Below are 17,552 nucleotides of genomic sequence, written 5' to 3'. Positions count from 1 at the left end.
TCATGCCCCCGGACTGGAACGCCGCGTGGCGCCAGCAAACCTTGCCGACATTGACCGACGAAACCTGGGACCTGATCGTGATTGGCGGCGGCATCAGCGGTGCTGGAATTCTGCGCGAAGCGGCACGGCGTGGCTGGCGTTGTCTGCTGCTGGAGCAACGGGATTTCGCCTGGGGCACCTCCAGCCGATCGTCGAAAATGGTTCACGGCGGTTTGCGTTACATCGCCAAGGGCCAGTGGCGCCTGACCCGCGATTCGGTGCGTGAGCGTCAGCGCCTGCTCGACGAAGCGCCGGGACTGGTGGAACCGATGAGTTTCATGATGCCGCACTATCGCGGCGGCTTTCCCGGGCCGCGTGTGCTCGGTGGCTTGTTGTCGGTTTACGACGCGTTGGCCGGACGCCGCAGCCATCGTTTTCATGACGCGCAGCAACTGCGTTTTCTCGCGCCGGGGGTGAAGGAAAATTACCTGCTCGGCGGCACCTGTTTTGTCGATGCGCTGACCGATGACGCACGGCTGGTGATGCGCGTGTTAAGCGAAGCGCGAGCCGATGGCGCGGTAGTGCTCAACGGGGTGCGCGTCGAACATTTGCTGCGCGAAAACGGTCGGGTGTGTGGGGTGCAGATCGAGGACTGCGAAGCGGGTGGATCGCTGCAATTGCGTTGCGGCGTGTTGGCGGTGGCGACCGGAGCGTGGGCTGAGCGCCTGCGTTTGCCCGAGGCTCCGCGGCAATTGCGCCCGCTGCGTGGCAGCCATCTGCTGCTGCCGGGCTGGCGTTTGCCGGTGGCGCAGGCCTTCACTTTTTTGCATGAGCGCGACCGTCGGCCAGTGTTCGTTTTTCCCTGGGAAGGGGCGACGGTGGTTGGCACCACCGACCTCGATCATCGCGAGAATCTGGATCAGAGCGCGAGCATCAGCGCCGAAGAACTCGACTATCTGCTGGCGGCCTGCACGCAACAATTTCCAGGTGCCGAAGTGACGGCGAGCGATGTGCTGTCGACCTGGTCCGGCGTACGTCCGGTGGTGGGCAGCGCGGCGGGTGAGCAGCAAGGCAAACCGTCGAATGAAACCCGTGAACATGTGCTGTGGCAGGAGCCGGGGTGCGTCACGTTAGCTGGCGGCAAACTGACGACGTTTCGCCCGCAAGCCATCGAAGTGCTCAAGGCTTGTGCCGATATGCTCGGTCGCTCTTTCGAAGATGATGCCGCGCCAGTGTTCGCACCGGTGCCGCCGCTGCCGATCCCCGGACTCAGCCCGCAACAGTGGCGACGTCTGGCCGGACGCCACGGTCGCGACCTGCCGCGACTGGCGCAGCTGATCGCCGAGTTGGGTCACGAAACGGTCGGCAACACCGACACCTTGTGGGCAGAGCTGGCCTTTGCCTGCGAAGCGGAAATGGTGCTGCACCTCGATGATCTGTTGCTGCGCCGCACCCGTCTGGGCCTGTTGCTGGCGCGCGGTGGTGAAGAATATTTCGCTGCCATCCGCCAACTCTGCCAGCCAAGACTGGGCTGGGACGATGCACACTGGCAGCAAGAGCTGCAGCGTTACCGGGCGTTGTGGCAACGCCATCACGGTCTGCCGGATGCCACGCCTTGATGCCCCTTGAAGAGAGCGCCATGGATAACCACTCGAACAAGCGCTACCTGCTGGCGATCGACAACGGCACCCAGAGCGTGCGCGCATTGCTCTTCGATTTGCAGGGCAATCTGCTCGGCAAAGGCAAGGTCGAGTTGCAGGCGTATTACTCGACGCAACCGGGCTGGGCCGAGCAGGATCCGGACTATTACTGGGCGAAACTCGGCGAGGCTTGCCAGCAGGTATGGGCGCAAACCGGGATTGATCGCTCGCAGATTGCCGGGGTGTCGCTGACCACCCAGCGCGGCACGGTGATCAACGTCGATGCTCAGGGCAAGCCTCTGCGCCCGGCCATTCTGTGGCTCGATCAGCGCCAGAGCGAAGTCGAGGGCGGGATCAAGGGGCCGTGGGGCTGGCTGTTCAAACTGGTCGGCGCGCAGGCGACGGTGGATTATTTTCGCGCGCAGGCCGAGGCCAACTGGATCGCTAGACATCAACCGGAAATCTGGGCGGCGACCGACAAGTTTCTGCTGCTCTCGGGCTTTCTCACCCATCGCCTGTGTGGGCGCTTTGTCGACTCGGTGGGTTGCTGCGTCGGCTATCTGCCGTTCGACTTCAAGCGCCTGAAATGGGCCGCGCCCAGCGACTGGAAATGGCAGGCGCTGGCGGTGCGTCCGGAGCAATTGCCGACCTTGCACAAACCCGGCGAAACCCTTGGCTATATCAGCGCTGAAGCTAGCCGTCACACCGGAATTCCCGAGGGCTTGCCGCTGATTGCCGCGGGCGCTGACAAGGCCTGCGAAGTGGTCGGTGCCGGCGTGGTCGATGCGAGCACCGTGTGCCTGTCTTACGGCACCACCGCGACGATCACCAGCACCCGTTCGCGCTATCTGGAAATCGTCCCGCTGATCCCGCCGTACCCCTCGGCGGTGCCCGATCAGTACAACTGCGAGGTGATGATTTATCGCGGTTACTGGATGGTCAGCTGGTTCAAGAACGAGTTCGGCCTGCGCGAGATGCAGCAGGCGAAAGAGCAGGGCATTGAACCCGAGCAACTGTTCGATGCGCTGGTCAACGCGGTGCCGCCGGGGTCGATGGGGCTGATGCTGCAACCGTATTGGTCGCCGGGGATTCGTGAGCCGGGCGTCGAGGCTAAAGGCGCGATGATCGGCTTCGGCGACGTGCACACCCGCGCGCACATTTACCGGGCGATTCTGGAAGGGCTGGCGTATGCGTTGCGCCAGGGCCTGGAGAACATCGAGAGGCGTTCGAAGGTGTCGGTCAAGCGTCTGCGGGTGGCCGGTGGCGGTTCGCAGAGCGATGCGGCGATGCAGCTGACGGCGAATATTTTTGGCCTGCCGGCGGAGCGTCCGCATGTGTACGAAGCGTCCGGGCTGGGCGCGGCGATCTGTTGTGCGGTGGGGTTGGGCTTGTATGCGGATTTCCCCACGGCGATCGCTGCGATGACGCGAGTGGGCACGGTGTTCACGCCGCAGCCCGAGGCGCAGCAGGTCTATGAGCGTTTGTACAACGAGGTGTACCTGCGCATGTATCGCCAGCTCAAGCCGCTGTACCAGAGCATCCGCAAAATCACCGGTTACCCCGCTTAAAAGTACGGTGGTGATCTCCTGTGGGAGCGGGCTTGCTCGCGAAGGCGGCCTGCCCGTCACCTCATGTGCAAACTGACATACCGCCTTCGCGAGCAAGCCCGCTCCCACAGGGGAACAGTGGTGTTCTCGCTATTGTGCACATGGCGCTATCGGAGACTTTTTCTGGTGAGATCGGACAGTGTCAGCGCCGGGGGCGGTTGTTAGGCTCAACCCCCACAGCACCTCCAATAAGAATTAAAAGCAATGAAGCTGACCTTTCTCCTGTTGCTGCTTTGTGCAATGGCCCCAACGGCGTGGGGCTGGTCGAACCACACGGTGGGCAGCTATCTGGCGTTGCAGGAACTGCCGGCGCTGCGCGATGCGCCGCCGGTCGAGGTCGAGCCGCTGGAGCGTTTTCTCGCAGAGCAGTATCCAGCGGTGGTCGCGCTGCTGGAGCAACAGGAAAGCTTCGCCCGTGAACACTTCACCCAGTACCCGCCGCGCCCCGACAACCTGAAGCTGCCCGCCGTACCGGGTGACAATCTGCGCCACGATTTTCTCACCGCGTTGCGGCTCAATCCGCGCATTCATCTGGCGATGGTCATTCAGCCGCTGCCGGGTCAAGACATCCCCGAGCGCGAACATCTCAGTGCCGATCAGGTGATGGTCGAGCAGACGCTTTCGCCATGGAATCGTCAGCGTTTCATTCGCGTGGCGGACGGCGAAAAAGTTGCACCGCTGGCGGTGCTGGCAAGCGCCGCCGACGAGCCGGATTACGGTCACGACATCAACCTGTTCAGCGACAACCCCGGCGAGGTCGGCGCGCTGTATGGCTTCGGCCCGCAGCCGTTCGGCGATGCGCGTTTTCAGTACAGCTCGCAGGCGCCGTTCCACATGGGCTTCTTCCATGAAAGCCCGGTGGTGTATGCCGCTGCCGGATTTCTTCAGCGCAGTTGGCCGGACTGGCGCGCCTATCAGTACCTGGGGCTTGCGCGTTTGGCATTCGCCTCTGGCCATCCTTACTGGGGGTACCGGTTCCTTGGTTGGGGCGTGCACCACGTGCAGGACCTGACCCAGCCGTATCACGCCAAGCCGCTGCCCGGGGTCGAACTGCCGAGTCTGTTGCTGCTGGAGGGCAAGGCGCTGGCCGGTTTTGCCGATGATAAAAAAGCCTCGATCGAACGCGTTGCCACCCGCCATATGGAAATCGAGAAGTACCAGTCGACCTGGCTGCGCCGCGTGCTGCGTGCCGGTCAGGCGCACCCGATGCTCGCGGCCTACGCCGATGTCGCTCAAGACCAACACTATCCGCCGTACTCGGTGGACTACTTGCGCGACGTGGTCAGCGCCGAGTCGGTCGAGGACTCGGCAGCGTTCGATGAAGCCATCGGCCAGTGGCTGGAGACGGCTCCGGTGACCAGCGATTTCAGCAGCGGCAATCAGTTGCAGCGCGAAACGTTCGAGCATCCGGCACTCAATCAGCAGCTGTTCAAACTGCTCGGGCATTTCGGCGCGCACAGCCGGATTTATGTCCGCGCGGGGCTGGCACCGTAGTCATCGCGGCCACGCAAAAAACAATAAGAACAAGGAAGGAGGAACCCATGATCAACACTCGATTGCACCTCGCCGGCGTGGCACTTCCCGGTGTCGGCCTGGCAGGGCTGCTGCAACTCTGCGCGGTGGGCGCGGTGCAGGCTGCCGAGTTCAGCGTGCTGGACAATCAGGTCACCGGCTCGATCGACACGACGCTGTCCTATGGCCGTTTGTGGCGGGTGCAGGGCCGCGACAAGAACAACGACGACGTCAACACCAACGACGGCAATCGCAACTTCGACACCGGACTGGTTTCCGAGGTGTACAAGATTACTTCCGAGCTGGAAGCCAACTACCAGAACTACGGGATGTTCCTGCGCGGCACGGCGTTCTACGACACCCAGTTGATGGACAAACGCAACGATTACTACCGCAACAACAACCCGTCGCAGCCGAGTCAGAGCTACCCGCAGGACGACCGCTTCACCAGCCAGACCCGCGACATCGCCGGCAGCCGGATCGAGATGCTCGATGCCTATGTCTACGGCAACTGGGACGTGGCGCAGATGCCGCTCACCGCGCGGGTCGGTCGTCAGGTGTTCAACTGGGGCGAGGGGATTTTCTATCGCGGCGGGATCAACACCACCAACCCGGTGGACGCCGCCAAGTACCGCTTGCCGGGCGCCGAAGTCAAGGAAGTGCTGATGCCGGTGGAGGCGGTGAGCTTCAACGTCGGCCTGACCGATTCGCTGACCCTGGAGAGCTTCTACCAGACCAACTGGAAGGAAACCCGCATCGACCCGGTCGGGACTTTCTACTCGCAGACCGACCTGTTCGCCGATGGCGGCAACACCGGTTACAACAACTTCAGCGGCACCGCGCTGGATACCCCGGTGCCGGGCTTCGGCAACGTCATCGGTCTGTACAGCGCACTGGGCAACAACCCGTTGCTCGGCCCGGCGCTGAAAAGCACCGGCCTGTACGCCAACGGTGTGACCCCGGCCTACGGCAATACGCTGAAAGTGGCGTCGATCGGCAAGGACTACAACGCGCGCAACGATGGCCAGTTCGGCTTCGCCTTCCGCTACATCGCCGAGGAGCTCAACAGCACCGAGTTCGGCCTGTACCTGGTCAATTATCACGCCAAGGAACCGACCATCGCCGCTGACCTCGGAGGCTACAAAGGCATCGACATGAATGCCCTGACCAACATGCTCGCCGGTGTGGCCGGCAGTCAGGCCGGGGCGCTGGCCAACGGTCTGGCGACGGCCGATGTGATGGGCAACATTCAGGCGCATCGGCGTTATGCCGAAGACATCCGCATGTACGGTTTCAGCTTCAACACCACTTTGGGTCAGGCTTCAGTATTCGGCGAGATCGCTTATCGGCCGAACCTGCCGATCGGTGTGGCGGCTACCAACGATCTGATCGGCGACCTGGCCAACGGCGCCGCTGTGGCGGTGACCGGCAAGCCCGTCAACGTTGGCGGGCAGATGGTCACGCTAGACAGCGAGATCAACAACGCCGAGCGCGTCGAGGCGTTCAACACCTCGCTGGGCAGCATCTACAACTTCGGCCCGACGCTGTCGTTCGACTCGATGTTCGGCATCTTCGAACTGGCCTCCGAACACCTGCGCGGCAGCAGTCTGCAATACACCGCCTACGACGGCAGCACGCGTTATTACGCCGGTACCGGCAACACCTCTTATGTCTCCGGCGGTGATCGTGACGATCAGGTCAACCGCAACTCCTACAGCTACACGGTGATGTTCAACGGTACCTGGAACGACGTGTACGCCGGGGTCAACGTCTCGCCTTACGTCGTCTACAAGGACGACTTCAAGGGCAACAGCTATCAGGCCGGCAACACCATCGAAGGTCGCAAGGCCTACACCCTGGGGATCAAGGCCAACTACCAGAACAAGCTCGAAGCCGAGGTGCAATACACCAACTTCTGGGGCGGCGGGCAGAACAACGGGATTCGCGACCGCGACAACGTCGGGTTCAACCTCAAGTATTTCCTTTGATATCCAGAACACAGGCGCACGCCTTGTAGGAGTGAGCCTGCTCGCGATAGCGGATTTTCAGTCGCAGTAAATGTTGTCTGACACACCGCTATCGCGAGCAGGCTCACTCCTACAAGGGACTTGCGGTGATTTTCAGACCTCACTCCCATCTCGGAGATCGATCATGTTTTACGCATCACGATTCAGCAAAACCATGCTGGCGCTGGCGCTGGTTCTGGGCCTCACCGCCGGCAGCGCCCTCGCCGCCATCACCCCACAACAAGCCGAACAACTGAAAACCACCCTCACGCCTATGGGCGCCGAGCGCGCCGGCAACGCCGCCGGCACCATTCCGGCCTGGACCGGCGGCATCACCCAGGCGCCCGCCGGCTACAAACCGGGCCAACATCACCCGGATCCATATGCGGCGGACAAGCCGTTGTTCACCATTACCAAGGCCAATCTCGACCAGTACAAGGCCCACCTCAGCCCCGGTCAGATTGCGCTGTTCAACAGCTACCCCGACACGTTCCAGATGCCGGTCTATCCATCGCGTCGTTCCGGTTCGGCGCCGCAGTGGCTGTATGACAACACCCTGAAGAACGCGATCTCGGCCAAGCTGCTGGAGGGCGGCAGCGGATTCGCCGATGCCTACGGCGGCGTACCGTTCCCGGTGCCCAAGGACGGCATCGAGGTGCTGTGGAACCACATCACCCGTTATCGCGGGATCTACGTGGTGCGTCGCGCATCCGAAGCCCCGGTGCAGCGCAATGGCAGCTTTGCGCTGGTGACTTCGCAGCAGGAAGCGCTGTTCAATTTCTATCGTCCGGGCGGGCAGTATGCCGACCTGAAAAACATCCTGTTCTACTACCTCGCCTTCGTGAAAAGTCCGGCGCGGCTGGCCGGCGGTGCGGCGCTGGTGCACGAGATGCTCGATCAGCTCAAGGACCCGCGCCAGGCCTGGGTCTACGACGCCGGCCAACGCCGTGTGCGCCGCGCGCCGAACCTGGCATATGACACGCCGATCGCCTCATCCGATGGCCTGCGCACGGCGGACGATACCGACCTGTTCAACGGCTCGCCGGACCGCTACGACTGGAAGCTCAAGGGCAAGCAGGAAATCTACATTCCCTACAACAACTACAAGGTCGGCAGCCCCGACGTGAAGTACGCGCAACTGCTGACCCTCGGCCACCTCAACCCGCAATTCACGCGCTATGAGCTGCACCGCGTGTGGGTGGTCGAAGGCAACCTGAAACCGGGTGCGCGGCATGTCTATTCCAAGCGCGTGCTGTTTCTCGACGAGGACAGTTGGGGCGCGGCGCTGGTCGATCAATACGATGGGCGAGGGGAGCTGTGGCGTGTGTCGATGGCCTACCTGAAAAACTTCTACGACCTGCCGACCACCTGGAGCGCACTGGACGTGTTCCACGACCTGCAGGCCCGCCGTTACTACGTGCAGAACCTCGACAACGAAGAAGCCTCCACCGTCGACTTCTCGCAACCGGTGCCGGAAGACGCGTATTTCATGCCATCGGCGTTGCGCCAGCGCGGGACACGGTGAGGGGCTGAGGCATTGATAGCGGCTCTTTAATCGCGATCAAATCTTATGACCTGTCATCTATGACAGGTCAAAATTTTCTGCTTTTGAAGCATGCTGATTTCGCGCCAATTCCCATATGGGTATAGGGCATAGAGAGGCGAGCGATATGGAAACCGATCAGGGAATTAACAAGTCGCAGGGCGAGATGAAGGGAACGGTTCTGGTTAAATCGGGTATTGGAGACTTAGAAAAAAAAATCACTTTTAAAACGACAATTGTTCATCGATTTGACGATCAAGGCTTAGGTTTGGAGGTCGCAGGTCTAAATGAGGCCCCCTTGGCATTAATCTCCTTGAGGTTTAAAAAAGACCGTCAACACAGTGACAATTTTACTTTTCCATCTAGTGACATTCAGAGTCTGGCGTTTGTTGATGGTGAGTTTTACCCCCGCTATCCTGCGCAACAGGGTGAAGTGATGTTTGAAAACCATGATGGGGCGGGCGAATTACGTGTCAATGGCCGTTTGAATTTCGTGACCCAAAAAGGAGCCGGCGGCCGTTACTGCGAGGTCGACGTAGTATTTTCTGTTACGGGTATTACCAAGCCACTGACAACCTTGGATGGTACGGAGAAACGGTTAATAGAGAGTTTGCGCGCGGAGGCTTCACAGCCAAACAAGCTTGGCTGACCATCAGATGCACGACCTGCCCAGGCGCAGCAATCGCCACGCGAACGTGAAGGACTTTCAGTTCTCGTGAGTGGAAGTGATGAATCCGTGGGAGGTGTGAGCGTTGCGGCAGTGAGTATGGGGTGGTCGGGCTGACACCATCGCGAGCAGGCTCGCTCCTACAAGGGAATGGCGTTGTTCACATGAGTTGTGTTCAACGCCTTACCTGTGGGAGCGGGCTTGCTCGCGAATCGATCTTTCGTTCAGCGCAAAGGTGAAGATCAGACGCGGAAGTGGCTGACCATCTGTTGCAGTTGACCACCCAGGCGTGCCAGTTCAACGCTGGACGCTGCGGTTTCATCGCTGGCCGCGGCGGTCTGTTCCGACACGTCGCGCACGTTGATGATGCTGCGGCTGATTTCTTCGGCCACGGCGCTTTGCTGTTCGGCCGCGGCGGCGATCTGCTGGTTCATCGACTGGATATTCGACACCGTGCGGGTGATGTTCTCCAGGGAGTCGCCAGCCTTGCGGGTCAGGGCCACGCTGCTGTCGGTCAGGGCGCGGCTGTTGTTCATCACCGCCGCCACTTGCTGGGTGCCGTTCTGCAGACCGGCGACCAGACCTTCGATTTCTTCGGTGGATTTCTGCGTGCGCTGGGCGAGGCCACGGACTTCGTCGGCGACCACGGCAAAACCACGCCCGGCTTCACCGGCACGCGCCGCTTCGATCGCGGCGTTGAGCGCGAGCAGGTTGGTCTGTTCGGCCACGGCTTTGATCACGTCCATGACGCTGCCGATCTTGTCGCTTTCCTGTTGCAGCACGCTCATGGCTTCGGTGGAGCGCACCACTTCGCTGGCCAGACGCTCGATCTGCGCGATGGCTTCATTCACCACCTTGTCGCCTTCACGGGCTTCGCCGTCAGCGGCGGCAGCGGCTTGCGAGGCTTCTTCGGCGTTGCGCGCGACTTCCTGCACAGTGGCGGTCATCTCATGCATGGCGGTGGCAACCTGATCGGTCTCGACCTTCTGGCTGTTCACGCCGGCGCTGGTCTGCTCGGTCACGGCCGACAGTTCTTCGGCGGCGCTGGCGATCTGGGTGACGCCGTCGCGGATGCCGCTGATCAGGTCGCGCAGGGTCACGCCCATGCGCGCAATGCCTTGTTGCAGCACGCCGAGTTCGTCGCGACGGGTGACCGTGACGTTCTGGGTCAGGTCGCCGCTGGCAATGCGTTCGACCACGGCCAGGGTTTCCTGCAACGGACGGGTGATCTGACGGGTGATGATCACTGCGGCAATCACACCGACCAACAGCGCCAGCAGGGTGCTGATCAGTTGGAAGGTACGAGCCTGGGCGCTTTCGATATCACGGCGGTCGAGCTGGATCTGGTACAGCTGCTCGCTGGTGTTGACGATCGCGGTGCCCTGATCGGTCATCTCTTTACGCGCCTGCACCGCTTCGCTGTTGGCGTTCTTGTACGCCTGCAACGCGCTGCGGTAGTTGGTCAGAGCGGTTTCCAGCTGACGCAGGGCGTCTTGCTGGGTGGCGGCGAAATGCACGTTCAATTGCTTGAGGCTGGCGATCGCTGCGTCCAGTTGGCCAACGGCTTTCTGCTCGGTTTCGGCGTTGGTGGTGGCGGTGTAGCCGCGCACTTCATAGCGCGCCAGGATGAACGCTTCCTTGGCCTGGCTGATGGCCTGGAACTGCTCGAAGCGCTGCTCGCTCATGTCCATTTGCTGCACGCGCTTGCTGATCGTTTCGATCAGGTTGTAAGCGGTGTCGGCGTTGGTGCCCATCACGTCGCGGGCGCTGTTGCCGGTACGGTAGGCGTTGCGCATCTTGTTCAGCGAGGTCTGGTATTCGGCGATAGTCGCGGCCTGCTCTTTCAGCAGTTTGACGTTTTCCGGGCTCTTGAACTTGTTGATCAGCGCTTGTTGTTGCGCGGCGAAGCTTTCGAGGGTGGTTTGTACATTCTGCGCGGCGGTTTCGTCGCCGTTGGTCAGCATGTATTGCAGGCGCACCACGCGCAGCTTGGTCAGACCGGCATTGAGCTGGGTGATGTCGCTCATCCAGTTGCTGCGGTCAATCAGGCCGCCGAGGCTGGTCCAGCCCGTCAGGGCCAGCACGCAGGTCAGGGCCAGGACCAGGCCGAAGCCCAGGCCCAATTTCATGTTCACGCTGATGTTGCCGAACCAGCTATTCATCACAATTCCTCCAGGAACGTAGAGCTACTTGATCGTCGGTCAGGCTGGAAGATTGTTGTTTTTTTGAGCCAGCAAGGGTGTTAGCAGGTCTGTATCGGCCGCAAACACGAGAGCTGAAAGGTTTTTGTCCTACGGAATTTGTAACAAGGGCGCTTCAAGACTTTTTTCACATGCGTTTCACTCGTCACTTACGCCCGTCTCTCTACCCTCGCCGCATCGAATTGACTGTGATGGATGCCGACGAGGCGGCCCGATGTGGAATTGAGACTGAGTCTGTTCGGCGTCAAACGCTCGATTTCTCTGAGCGGACTGGCCCGCTATCGCAATACCTGGGTGGTGCTCGCCGCGTTGCTGCTGGTGATCCCGCTGACCCTGTGGCTGCTCGCCCCGGCGGCGGTGCCGGACCTGGCCCATGGCAATGTGTCCGGTGACCGGGCGCTGGCGGCCGGGTGGGCCAAGGGCGACATGATCGTGCTGGTGCGTCACGTCGAGCGCTGCGATCACTCGCCGGCGCCGTGCCTGAGTGGCGACGACGGCATCACCGACCGCTCGCGCAGTGTTGCGGTCGGTGTCGGTGCACAGTTTGAGCATCTGGGCCTGAATAACGCCGACATCTACAACAGCCCGATGCTGCGCACCGTGCAGACCGCCGGTTACATGTTCAACCGCGCGGCCAGCGGCGAAGATTGGCTAATCAGCTGCAAGGGCCACATCCTGCAGGAAGCGCTGGCGCACAAGCTTGCGGGGCGCAACCTGATCCTGGTGACCCACAGCGAATGCATGGCGGAGCTGGAGAAGGACTTGAATACACCGGTTTCTGACCCTGGCTACGGTTCCTCACTGTTTGTGTCTGCCGCAAACAAAGCGGACCCGCGGGTGCTTGGCTTCATCGAAGCCTCCGACTGGCACTCGGTGAGCACCCGATGAACTGACGTTTGCCAAGCGTCAGCGCAAACAAAACCCGCCAGTGACGGCGGGTTTTTTATTGTCTGGTGCGAAGGACGTCAGTAGCCGACGAAGTAATACGCCTGACGCCCGACCATCATGGTCTTGAGCACTTTGAGTGGTGCGGCGGGTTCGCTGTCTGCCGAGATCACCGCGACGTTCGAGGGGGAAGCGCTGAGGAAGTCGTGCAGTTGCGCGTCAGTATCCAGCCCCTTGAGCACGCTTTGGGTGTAGAACACGCTGGCGCCGCCGACCCGTTCATTGGCCTGGAACAGTGCGACCTGCTGACCGTTGGCCTGCAAGCTCTGAATGTGTTCGGTCAACGGCAGGAACGACAACTCCTTGTCGGCGTTGGGCAGTGCCCACTGCGCGGCGCCGAGGTAGCTGGCGATCACCACCGTGAGCAATCCTGCGGCAATCGCCTGACGATGGCGGGCGACTTTTCCGATGAAGCGGTCTGCGTTTTCACGCGCCTGCAAGCGCTCGAACAACACCCGTGCGTACTCAGCGGCGATCACCGCCGCCGCCGGGGTCATCGACATCAGGTACACCGTGCGCTTGCTCGAGGCCAGGGTCAGCATGATGAACTGCGCGACGATCCACAGGCTGAAAAACAACAGGTAACGGTTGGCCTTCAGTTCTTTGCGGAAATGCCACAGTCCCAGATACACCAGAATGTTCCACGGCAGGAACGCTTCCGGGAGTTTGGCGAGGTAGTAATAGAACGGCTCGTAATGCCCGGCCTCAACGAACGAGCCGCTGAAGCGACCGACGCTGTTGGTCAGCAGCACTTCAGCGACAGCGTGCGAACCACCGCGCTGATAGAGCACGGCGAGCCAGATCAGCAATGGGATCAGGCCCACTACCGTGAGCAGGCCGGGACGCAGCCAGGCGCCGATCTTCAAGCGGCTGTCGATCAGGTTGTCGGCCAGCAGGTAGGCGAAAATCACCACCCCCGGCATCGCCAGTCCGAGCACGCCTTTGCTCAAGGTAGCGATGGCGATCCCGACGATAAACAGCAGCGAGTTACCCGTGTTCGATGCGCGTTGCGCCTGAAAGAACGCCAGCAGCGCCGTGGTCACGCCGAGCGCCAGCAGCGCATCTTCGCCGACCCCGCGCACGTTGCTCCAGTAGCTGGCCATGGTTGCCAGCAGAATTCCCGCTGTCCAGGCGACCGCTTTTGGCCGGCCGAAGCGGCGCAGCATGCCGTACAGCAGCATCACGCTGAGCAACCCGGCCACCGCCGACGCCAGCCGCACCGCCCATGGCGAAACACCGAACACGCGCATGGCGCCGGCGTCCAGCCACAGGCTCAGCGGTGGCTTTTCCAGAAACGGTTCGCCGAACAGGCGCGGTGTCACCCAGTCATCGTCCAGATGCATCTCCATGGCGATCCCGGCGACCCGGGCCTCGGTGGAGCCTTGCAACTGGTGGTTACCCAAAGCGAAAAAAAACAGCAGGGCGGCGAGTAGAAACAGTGAAGTGGCGGCACGCGGCATGGATTTCAGGCAACCGGAAAGGGCAGGAGCCTTGAGCATACTTCGCCAATGCTTAACAAATTGTGAAACTCACGCCAGTTGCCGCGACCAACGCTTCTCCGGCGTTTCAAACAACGGATTGACCAGCGCCGTCAGCACATGGTCCTGCCAGCGCCCGGCGATGTTCAGATAAGCCTTGGCATAGCCTTCGCGCTCGAACCCCAGGCGCTCCAGCAAGCGCGCACTGCGCTCGTTACCGGGCATGTAGTTGGCCATGATCCGATGCAGGTTCTGCGTATCGAACATGTAGCCGATGCCGGCCTCCAGACCCTCCTGCATCAAACCCTGACCCTGATGCGCGTGGTCAATGTGATAACCCAGATAACACGCCTGAAACGCGCCGCGAATGATCCCGCTGAAATTGCACGCGCCGATCATCTGTTGGCCATCCGGCGTCAGCAGGGCGAAATGCATCGCCAGCCCGGCCTCGTAGGCACTGGCCTGGATCTCAAGGCGCCGGCGAATCTGCTCGCTGGAAAAGTATTCGGTGGTGCGAATCGGTGACCATGGCGCGAGGTGGCGCTGGTTGCGTGCATAAAAGTCACTTTCCAGCTCGGCCTGTTCCGGGGCGAGGATGGCGAGCGTCAGGCGTTGGCAGGGCAGGCTCAGCAGTGACATCGGGCGCTCCGGTGGGCAGGGTTGAGGGACAGGATTGATCACGGGATGGAAAAAAACAAACCGGGTGTATCGCTTCGGCAGCAAACGCCAGACAAAAAAAAGCCCGCGGGAGAGCGCGGGCGAACCGTAGTTTCTTGAATGAGCGAGCGGACTGTACCGTGTTGATCGAGCCTGAGCAGTGAAGAAAAATTCATCTCGGCAGCGACCGCTCTGCAACGCCTCAGGGCAGATGATCCGCGGCGAAATCGGCTTCCGGGTCGGCCGTAACGAGCCAGGTCATTTCAGAATTCCGTGACCTTGTCCTCGCGCAAAATCCACCCGGCTTCACCCGCCACCAACTTGTACTGAACCTGACGCATCTTCCCAGTACGCCCGGCGCCAGCGTCGGCACTGTCATACACCGGGAAACGTTGCACCAGGGTGCTTTCCACCACCGCAAACGAGTCCTCGCCCTGATAGCCCGACGCGGTCTTCGGGTTGTCGCTGACCGGAGGCAAGTAGATTGCGCTCAGGGATTTCTTGTTGTTGGCTGAATAGGCGATCAGTTCGCCCGGCATGCCGCGCCCGGGCGAGCGGGTGAAAACGTAGAGTTCGGGGGAGCCGTCGTTATTGATGTCGGCGACTTCGGCGCGTACCACATCACCCGTTAGCGCCTGGCTGATGACCGTGTTGTCGATCTCCAGCCCCTTGGGAGCGATGCGCAGCGTCGGTTTGCCATCGACCTGCTCGGTGCTGACGTGAAAAGCGATGCCGTGCAATTCCAGCGTCTGATCGAATGGCTGCTGCCGGCTGATGGCATCGCCATCGACCAGCCTCAGCGACAACTGATAGTTGGCCACTTCATTACGCCGGGCGGCGTTGCGCATGAGGTAGACCTGAACCGTGTACTCGCCATCGCCGGGCAGTGGACCGAGAAAGTGATTGCCCATGATCGAGCCGTTGAACAGCGCGTAATCGGCACCCTTGGCGAGGATGTTGAAGTAAGCGGAGGTGTTGGACGGTTTGAAATCGACGGTCAGTATCTGGCCGGCTTTGGCGTTGAATGTGTACTGCGCGGTCTGGTCACCCTTGATCGACTGTTTGCGCTGGACGCTGTCGATACTGGTTGTGAACGCGATCGGTTCGACGCGCACAGTGGGGGCGTCGGCCGCATGGACGGACAAGGAAATCAGCGCGGCCAGCGCTACGACAATCCAGCTCTTCATCTTCAACTCCATTGCATCTCGATGTTCGCAGCATAGAGCCTGCTTCGAGTGACCGCCCAGAGATTGCGCGGATTAAATGTTGCTGGATTTGAGCACGTGCCAGAGTTGATGTTCGCTGACACGAATCAGCTGTTCACATAATTCTCACCTGAGTTTTGCGATGATGGGCGTCGGTATTCCATCGGCCCCAGCGAGTGATCCCAGCATGAATGTGAGCGTTCTCCACGCATTGATTGCGGCGGCGCTGTTTGGCGCCAGTACGCCTCTCGCCAAACTGTTGGGGGTACAGGTTTCGCCGATTCTGCTGGCCGGGTTGCTCTATCTCGGTAGCGGTCTGGGCTTGACCGCCCTGCGTTTTGTCCGCGATCGTGGCTGGAAGCCTTCCGGGCTCGGCACCGGTGAATGGCCATGGCTGCTCGGTGCCATCGGCTTTGGCGGAGTACTGGCGCCGGTGGCGCTGATGTTCGGTCTGACCCGAACGTCCGGCGCGAGCGCGTCACTGATGCTCAACCTCGAATCCGTGCTCACGGCGCTGCTGGCGTGGGTGGTGTTCAAGGAAAATGCCGACCGACGAATCGTGATCGGCATGCTCGCCATCGTCGCCGGTGGCGTCGTGCTGTCCTGGCCACAAGAGGCCGTCTCGGCGCAAGACTGGACCGGCCCGTTGGCCGTCGCTTTCGCCTGCTTCTGCTGGGCCATCGACAACAACCTGACCCGTAAAGTCTCGGCCTCGGACGCACTGTTCATCGCCGGCAGCAAAGGCCTGGTGGCGGGGCTGGTCAACTGCACACTGGCCTTGTTCATCGGCACCCAACTACCCGTCGCCACCTCGCTGGTGCCGATCATGCTGGTCGGCTTTCTCGGCTACGGCGTCAGCCTGGTAATGTTCGTCCTCGCCCTGCGCGGCCTCGGCAGCGCACGCACCGGCGCCTACTTTTCCACCGCACCGTTTCTCGGCGCAGGCATCTCGATTCTGCTGCTCGGCGAGTCGATATCGCTGATGTTTCTGCTCGCAGCGGCGTTAATGGCCGTGGGGGTATGGATTCATCTGATGGAAAACCATGTTCATGAGCATCAGCACGAACCGCTTGAGCATGATCATCGGCATACACACGATGAGCATCATCAACATACGCATGGTTTTGACTGGGATGGGGCGGAGCCGCATAGCCATCCGCATGTGCATACGCCGATGCGGCACAGTCATGCGCATTTTCCGGATGTGCATCATCGGCATGGGCATTGATTGAAACTCTGAAGTCTGTCGATTGATGTCATTGTGATATCGTCGCTGTCGATTTCTTCAGTCTTTCACTCGAGTCATTCCATGAAACCAATTTTCCTGTTGTTGCCCATTGCGGCCCTTTTTTCTGCTTTCAGCGTTGCCGCTGCACCTTCGCCGGTGGCGTCGTTTGCCGCTTGTGACGATCACTCCCTGGCAGTCGTGCAATCACCTTTGTTCAAGGATCTGGTGCCGAGCACTGTCGAAAATGGCCAGATCAAATTGTCCGGCGGCACCAAGAGCGATATGGGGCAGCGCTGGATGTTCGCCAAGCCGGTCGAAATTGACGGCATGTCGTTGACCGGCTTCTACGCCGAAGATACAGACCTGATGGGCACTCGCATCATCAGTTGGGGGTTCTACGCCAAACAGACGCCGAATGAACTCCACACCCAGTTGGAAAAAGCGGGCGGGCCGCGTATGGACATGTCGCAGGGACTCTACGCACGCGCGGAAATCTGGTCCCACGGCAAATCCAACTGGCAGCCGGAAGACCCATCCGCAACGGCGGGCAAGCTGGTTGTCGACAGTGCCGAGCGCGTGTTCCTGATCGAGCCTGCTCCGCAAGAGCTGACGACTGGCAGCAAGGGGATGTTTACCTGCTCGATTCAAGGCAAGGTCAATGAGGCAATGCTCAAATCCAGCCGCCCGGATCTGATCAGCGCGGTTCATTGATTTTGATGAATGCGGGTACGAAAAAGGACGACATCGTGTCGTCCTTTTTTGTGAGTAGGCAGAGCATTGCCGGGGTTATCGAGTTCGATCGCTTGCAGGCTGTGGGCTTGTGTGGCCGGTTTGGCTGATGTCCAGATGCGACAAAGCCCGCACAAGGCGGGCTTTGTCGTCGA

Annotated in this window: 12 protein-coding genes and 2 pseudogenes; 9 read left to right on the top strand and 5 right to left on the bottom strand. The window is 60.8% G+C overall.

Annotated elements, in window-relative coordinates; genetic code table 11:
* The first annotated feature begins 2 nt into the window (after positions 1-2).
* From VLA07_RS04590 to VLA07_RS04565, 6 genes are all read left to right on the top strand, one after another.
* Entirely contained in the window at positions 3-1,598 is a 1,596-nt protein-coding gene (locus tag VLA07_RS04590; RefSeq protein WP_333988486.1) for a glycerol-3-phosphate dehydrogenase/oxidase, read from the top strand.
* 20 nt (positions 1,599-1,618) lie between these two features.
* Positions 1,619-3,187, top strand: a complete 1,569-nt coding sequence (locus VLA07_RS04585; RefSeq protein ID WP_333988485.1) for an FGGY-family carbohydrate kinase — start codon at positions 1,619-1,621, stop codon at positions 3,185-3,187.
* A 243-nt stretch (positions 3,188-3,430) separates the two neighbouring features.
* Complete coding sequence (locus tag VLA07_RS04580) at positions 3,431-4,720, top strand: phospholipase (protein WP_333988484.1); 1,290 nt, start codon at positions 3,431-3,433, stop codon at positions 4,718-4,720.
* Positions 4,721-4,767: 47 nt separating this feature from the next.
* The gene (locus tag VLA07_RS04575; protein ID WP_333988483.1) at positions 4,768-6,726 is read left to right on the top strand and encodes a DUF1302 domain-containing protein; all 1,959 of its coding nucleotides are present in this window, start codon (positions 4,768-4,770) and stop codon (positions 6,724-6,726) included.
* Positions 6,727-6,889: 163 nt separating this feature from the next.
* Positions 6,890-8,269 carry a DUF1329 domain-containing protein gene (locus tag VLA07_RS04570; protein WP_333988481.1) on the top strand — a complete coding sequence of 460 codons (1,380 nt, stop codon included), beginning with the start codon at positions 6,890-6,892 and terminating at the stop codon, positions 8,267-8,269.
* A 145-nt stretch (positions 8,270-8,414) separates the two neighbouring features.
* On the top strand, positions 8,415-8,936 hold the full coding sequence (locus VLA07_RS04565) for a hypothetical protein (protein ID WP_247267953.1): 522 nt from the start codon (positions 8,415-8,417) through the stop codon (positions 8,934-8,936).
* Between the two features lie 260 nt (positions 8,937-9,196).
* Here VLA07_RS04565 and VLA07_RS27110 read toward each other — a convergent pair.
* Positions 9,197-9,793: pseudogene (locus VLA07_RS27110) on the bottom strand (methyl-accepting chemotaxis protein); the annotation flags it as partial.
* A 309-nt stretch (positions 9,794-10,102) separates the two neighbouring features.
* Positions 10,103-11,083: pseudogene (locus VLA07_RS27105) on the bottom strand (methyl-accepting chemotaxis protein); the annotation flags it as partial.
* Positions 11,084-11,371: 288 nt separating this feature from the next.
* Here VLA07_RS27105 and VLA07_RS04555 point away from each other — a divergent pair.
* Positions 11,372-12,043, top strand: coding sequence for a histidine phosphatase family protein (locus tag VLA07_RS04555; protein ID WP_333988478.1), 672 nt, complete (start codon positions 11,372-11,374; stop codon positions 12,041-12,043).
* A gap of 77 nt (positions 12,044-12,120) precedes the next feature.
* Here VLA07_RS04555 and VLA07_RS04550 read toward each other — a convergent pair whose 3' ends face one another.
* The 3 genes from VLA07_RS04550 to VLA07_RS04540 form a co-directional block, all read right to left on the bottom strand.
* Entirely contained in the window at positions 12,121-13,599 is a 1,479-nt protein-coding gene (locus VLA07_RS04550) for an ArnT family glycosyltransferase (protein WP_333988477.1), read from the bottom strand.
* Positions 13,600-13,629: 30 nt separating this feature from the next.
* Positions 13,630-14,217, bottom strand: a complete 588-nt coding sequence (rimJ, locus tag VLA07_RS04545) for a ribosomal protein S5-alanine N-acetyltransferase (RefSeq protein WP_225137474.1) — start codon at positions 14,215-14,217, stop codon at positions 13,630-13,632.
* Positions 14,218-14,498: 281 nt separating this feature from the next.
* The gene (locus VLA07_RS04540) at positions 14,499-15,422 is read right to left on the bottom strand and encodes a hypothetical protein (RefSeq protein WP_115988246.1); all 924 of its coding nucleotides are present in this window, start codon (positions 15,420-15,422) and stop codon (positions 14,499-14,501) included.
* 205 nt (positions 15,423-15,627) lie between these two features.
* Between VLA07_RS04540 and VLA07_RS04535 the strand changes: the two genes are divergently transcribed.
* Positions 15,628-16,668 carry a DMT family transporter gene (locus tag VLA07_RS04535; RefSeq protein WP_150370248.1) on the top strand — a complete coding sequence of 347 codons (1,041 nt, stop codon included), beginning with the start codon at positions 15,628-15,630 and terminating at the stop codon, positions 16,666-16,668.
* 33 nt (positions 16,669-16,701) lie between these two features.
* Positions 16,702-17,379 carry a hypothetical protein gene (locus VLA07_RS04530; RefSeq protein WP_245223421.1) on the top strand — a complete coding sequence of 226 codons (678 nt, stop codon included), beginning with the start codon at positions 16,702-16,704 and terminating at the stop codon, positions 17,377-17,379.
* Positions 17,380-17,552 lie beyond the last annotated feature (173 nt).

Source organism: Pseudomonas sp. S3(2024) (assembly GCF_036861315.1).
Classification (GTDB): domain Bacteria; phylum Pseudomonadota; class Gammaproteobacteria; order Pseudomonadales; family Pseudomonadaceae; genus Aquipseudomonas; species Aquipseudomonas putida_A.
The sequence above is the reverse complement of the archived record's forward strand: the minus strand, read 5'-3'. Positions and strand labels throughout refer to the sequence as shown.

Excerpts from the sequence above, each read along its gene's own strand:
- VLA07_RS04590 (WP_333988486.1), top strand. The coding sequence starts at position 3 with ATGCCCCCGGACTGGAACGCCGCGTGGCGCCAGCAAACCTTGCCGACA.
- VLA07_RS04585 (WP_333988485.1), top strand. The coding sequence starts at position 1,619 with ATGGATAACCACTCGAACAAGCGCTACCTGCTGGCGATCGACAACGGC.
- VLA07_RS04580 (WP_333988484.1), top strand. The coding sequence starts at position 3,431 with ATGAAGCTGACCTTTCTCCTGTTGCTGCTTTGTGCAATGGCCCCAACG.
- VLA07_RS04575 (WP_333988483.1), top strand. The coding sequence starts at position 4,768 with ATGATCAACACTCGATTGCACCTCGCCGGCGTGGCACTTCCCGGTGTC.
- VLA07_RS04570 (WP_333988481.1), top strand. The coding sequence starts at position 6,890 with ATGTTTTACGCATCACGATTCAGCAAAACCATGCTGGCGCTGGCGCTG.
- VLA07_RS04565 (WP_247267953.1), top strand. The coding sequence starts at position 8,415 with ATGGAAACCGATCAGGGAATTAACAAGTCGCAGGGCGAGATGAAGGGA.
- VLA07_RS04550 (WP_333988477.1), bottom strand. The coding sequence starts at position 13,599 with ATGCTCAAGGCTCCTGCCCTTTCCGGTTGCCTGAAATCCATGCCGCGT.
- rimJ (WP_225137474.1), bottom strand. The coding sequence starts at position 14,217 with ATGTCACTGCTGAGCCTGCCCTGCCAACGCCTGACGCTCGCCATCCTC.
- VLA07_RS04540 (WP_115988246.1), bottom strand. The coding sequence starts at position 15,422 with ATGAAGAGCTGGATTGTCGTAGCGCTGGCCGCGCTGATTTCCTTGTCC.
- VLA07_RS04535 (WP_150370248.1), top strand. The coding sequence starts at position 15,628 with ATGAATGTGAGCGTTCTCCACGCATTGATTGCGGCGGCGCTGTTTGGC.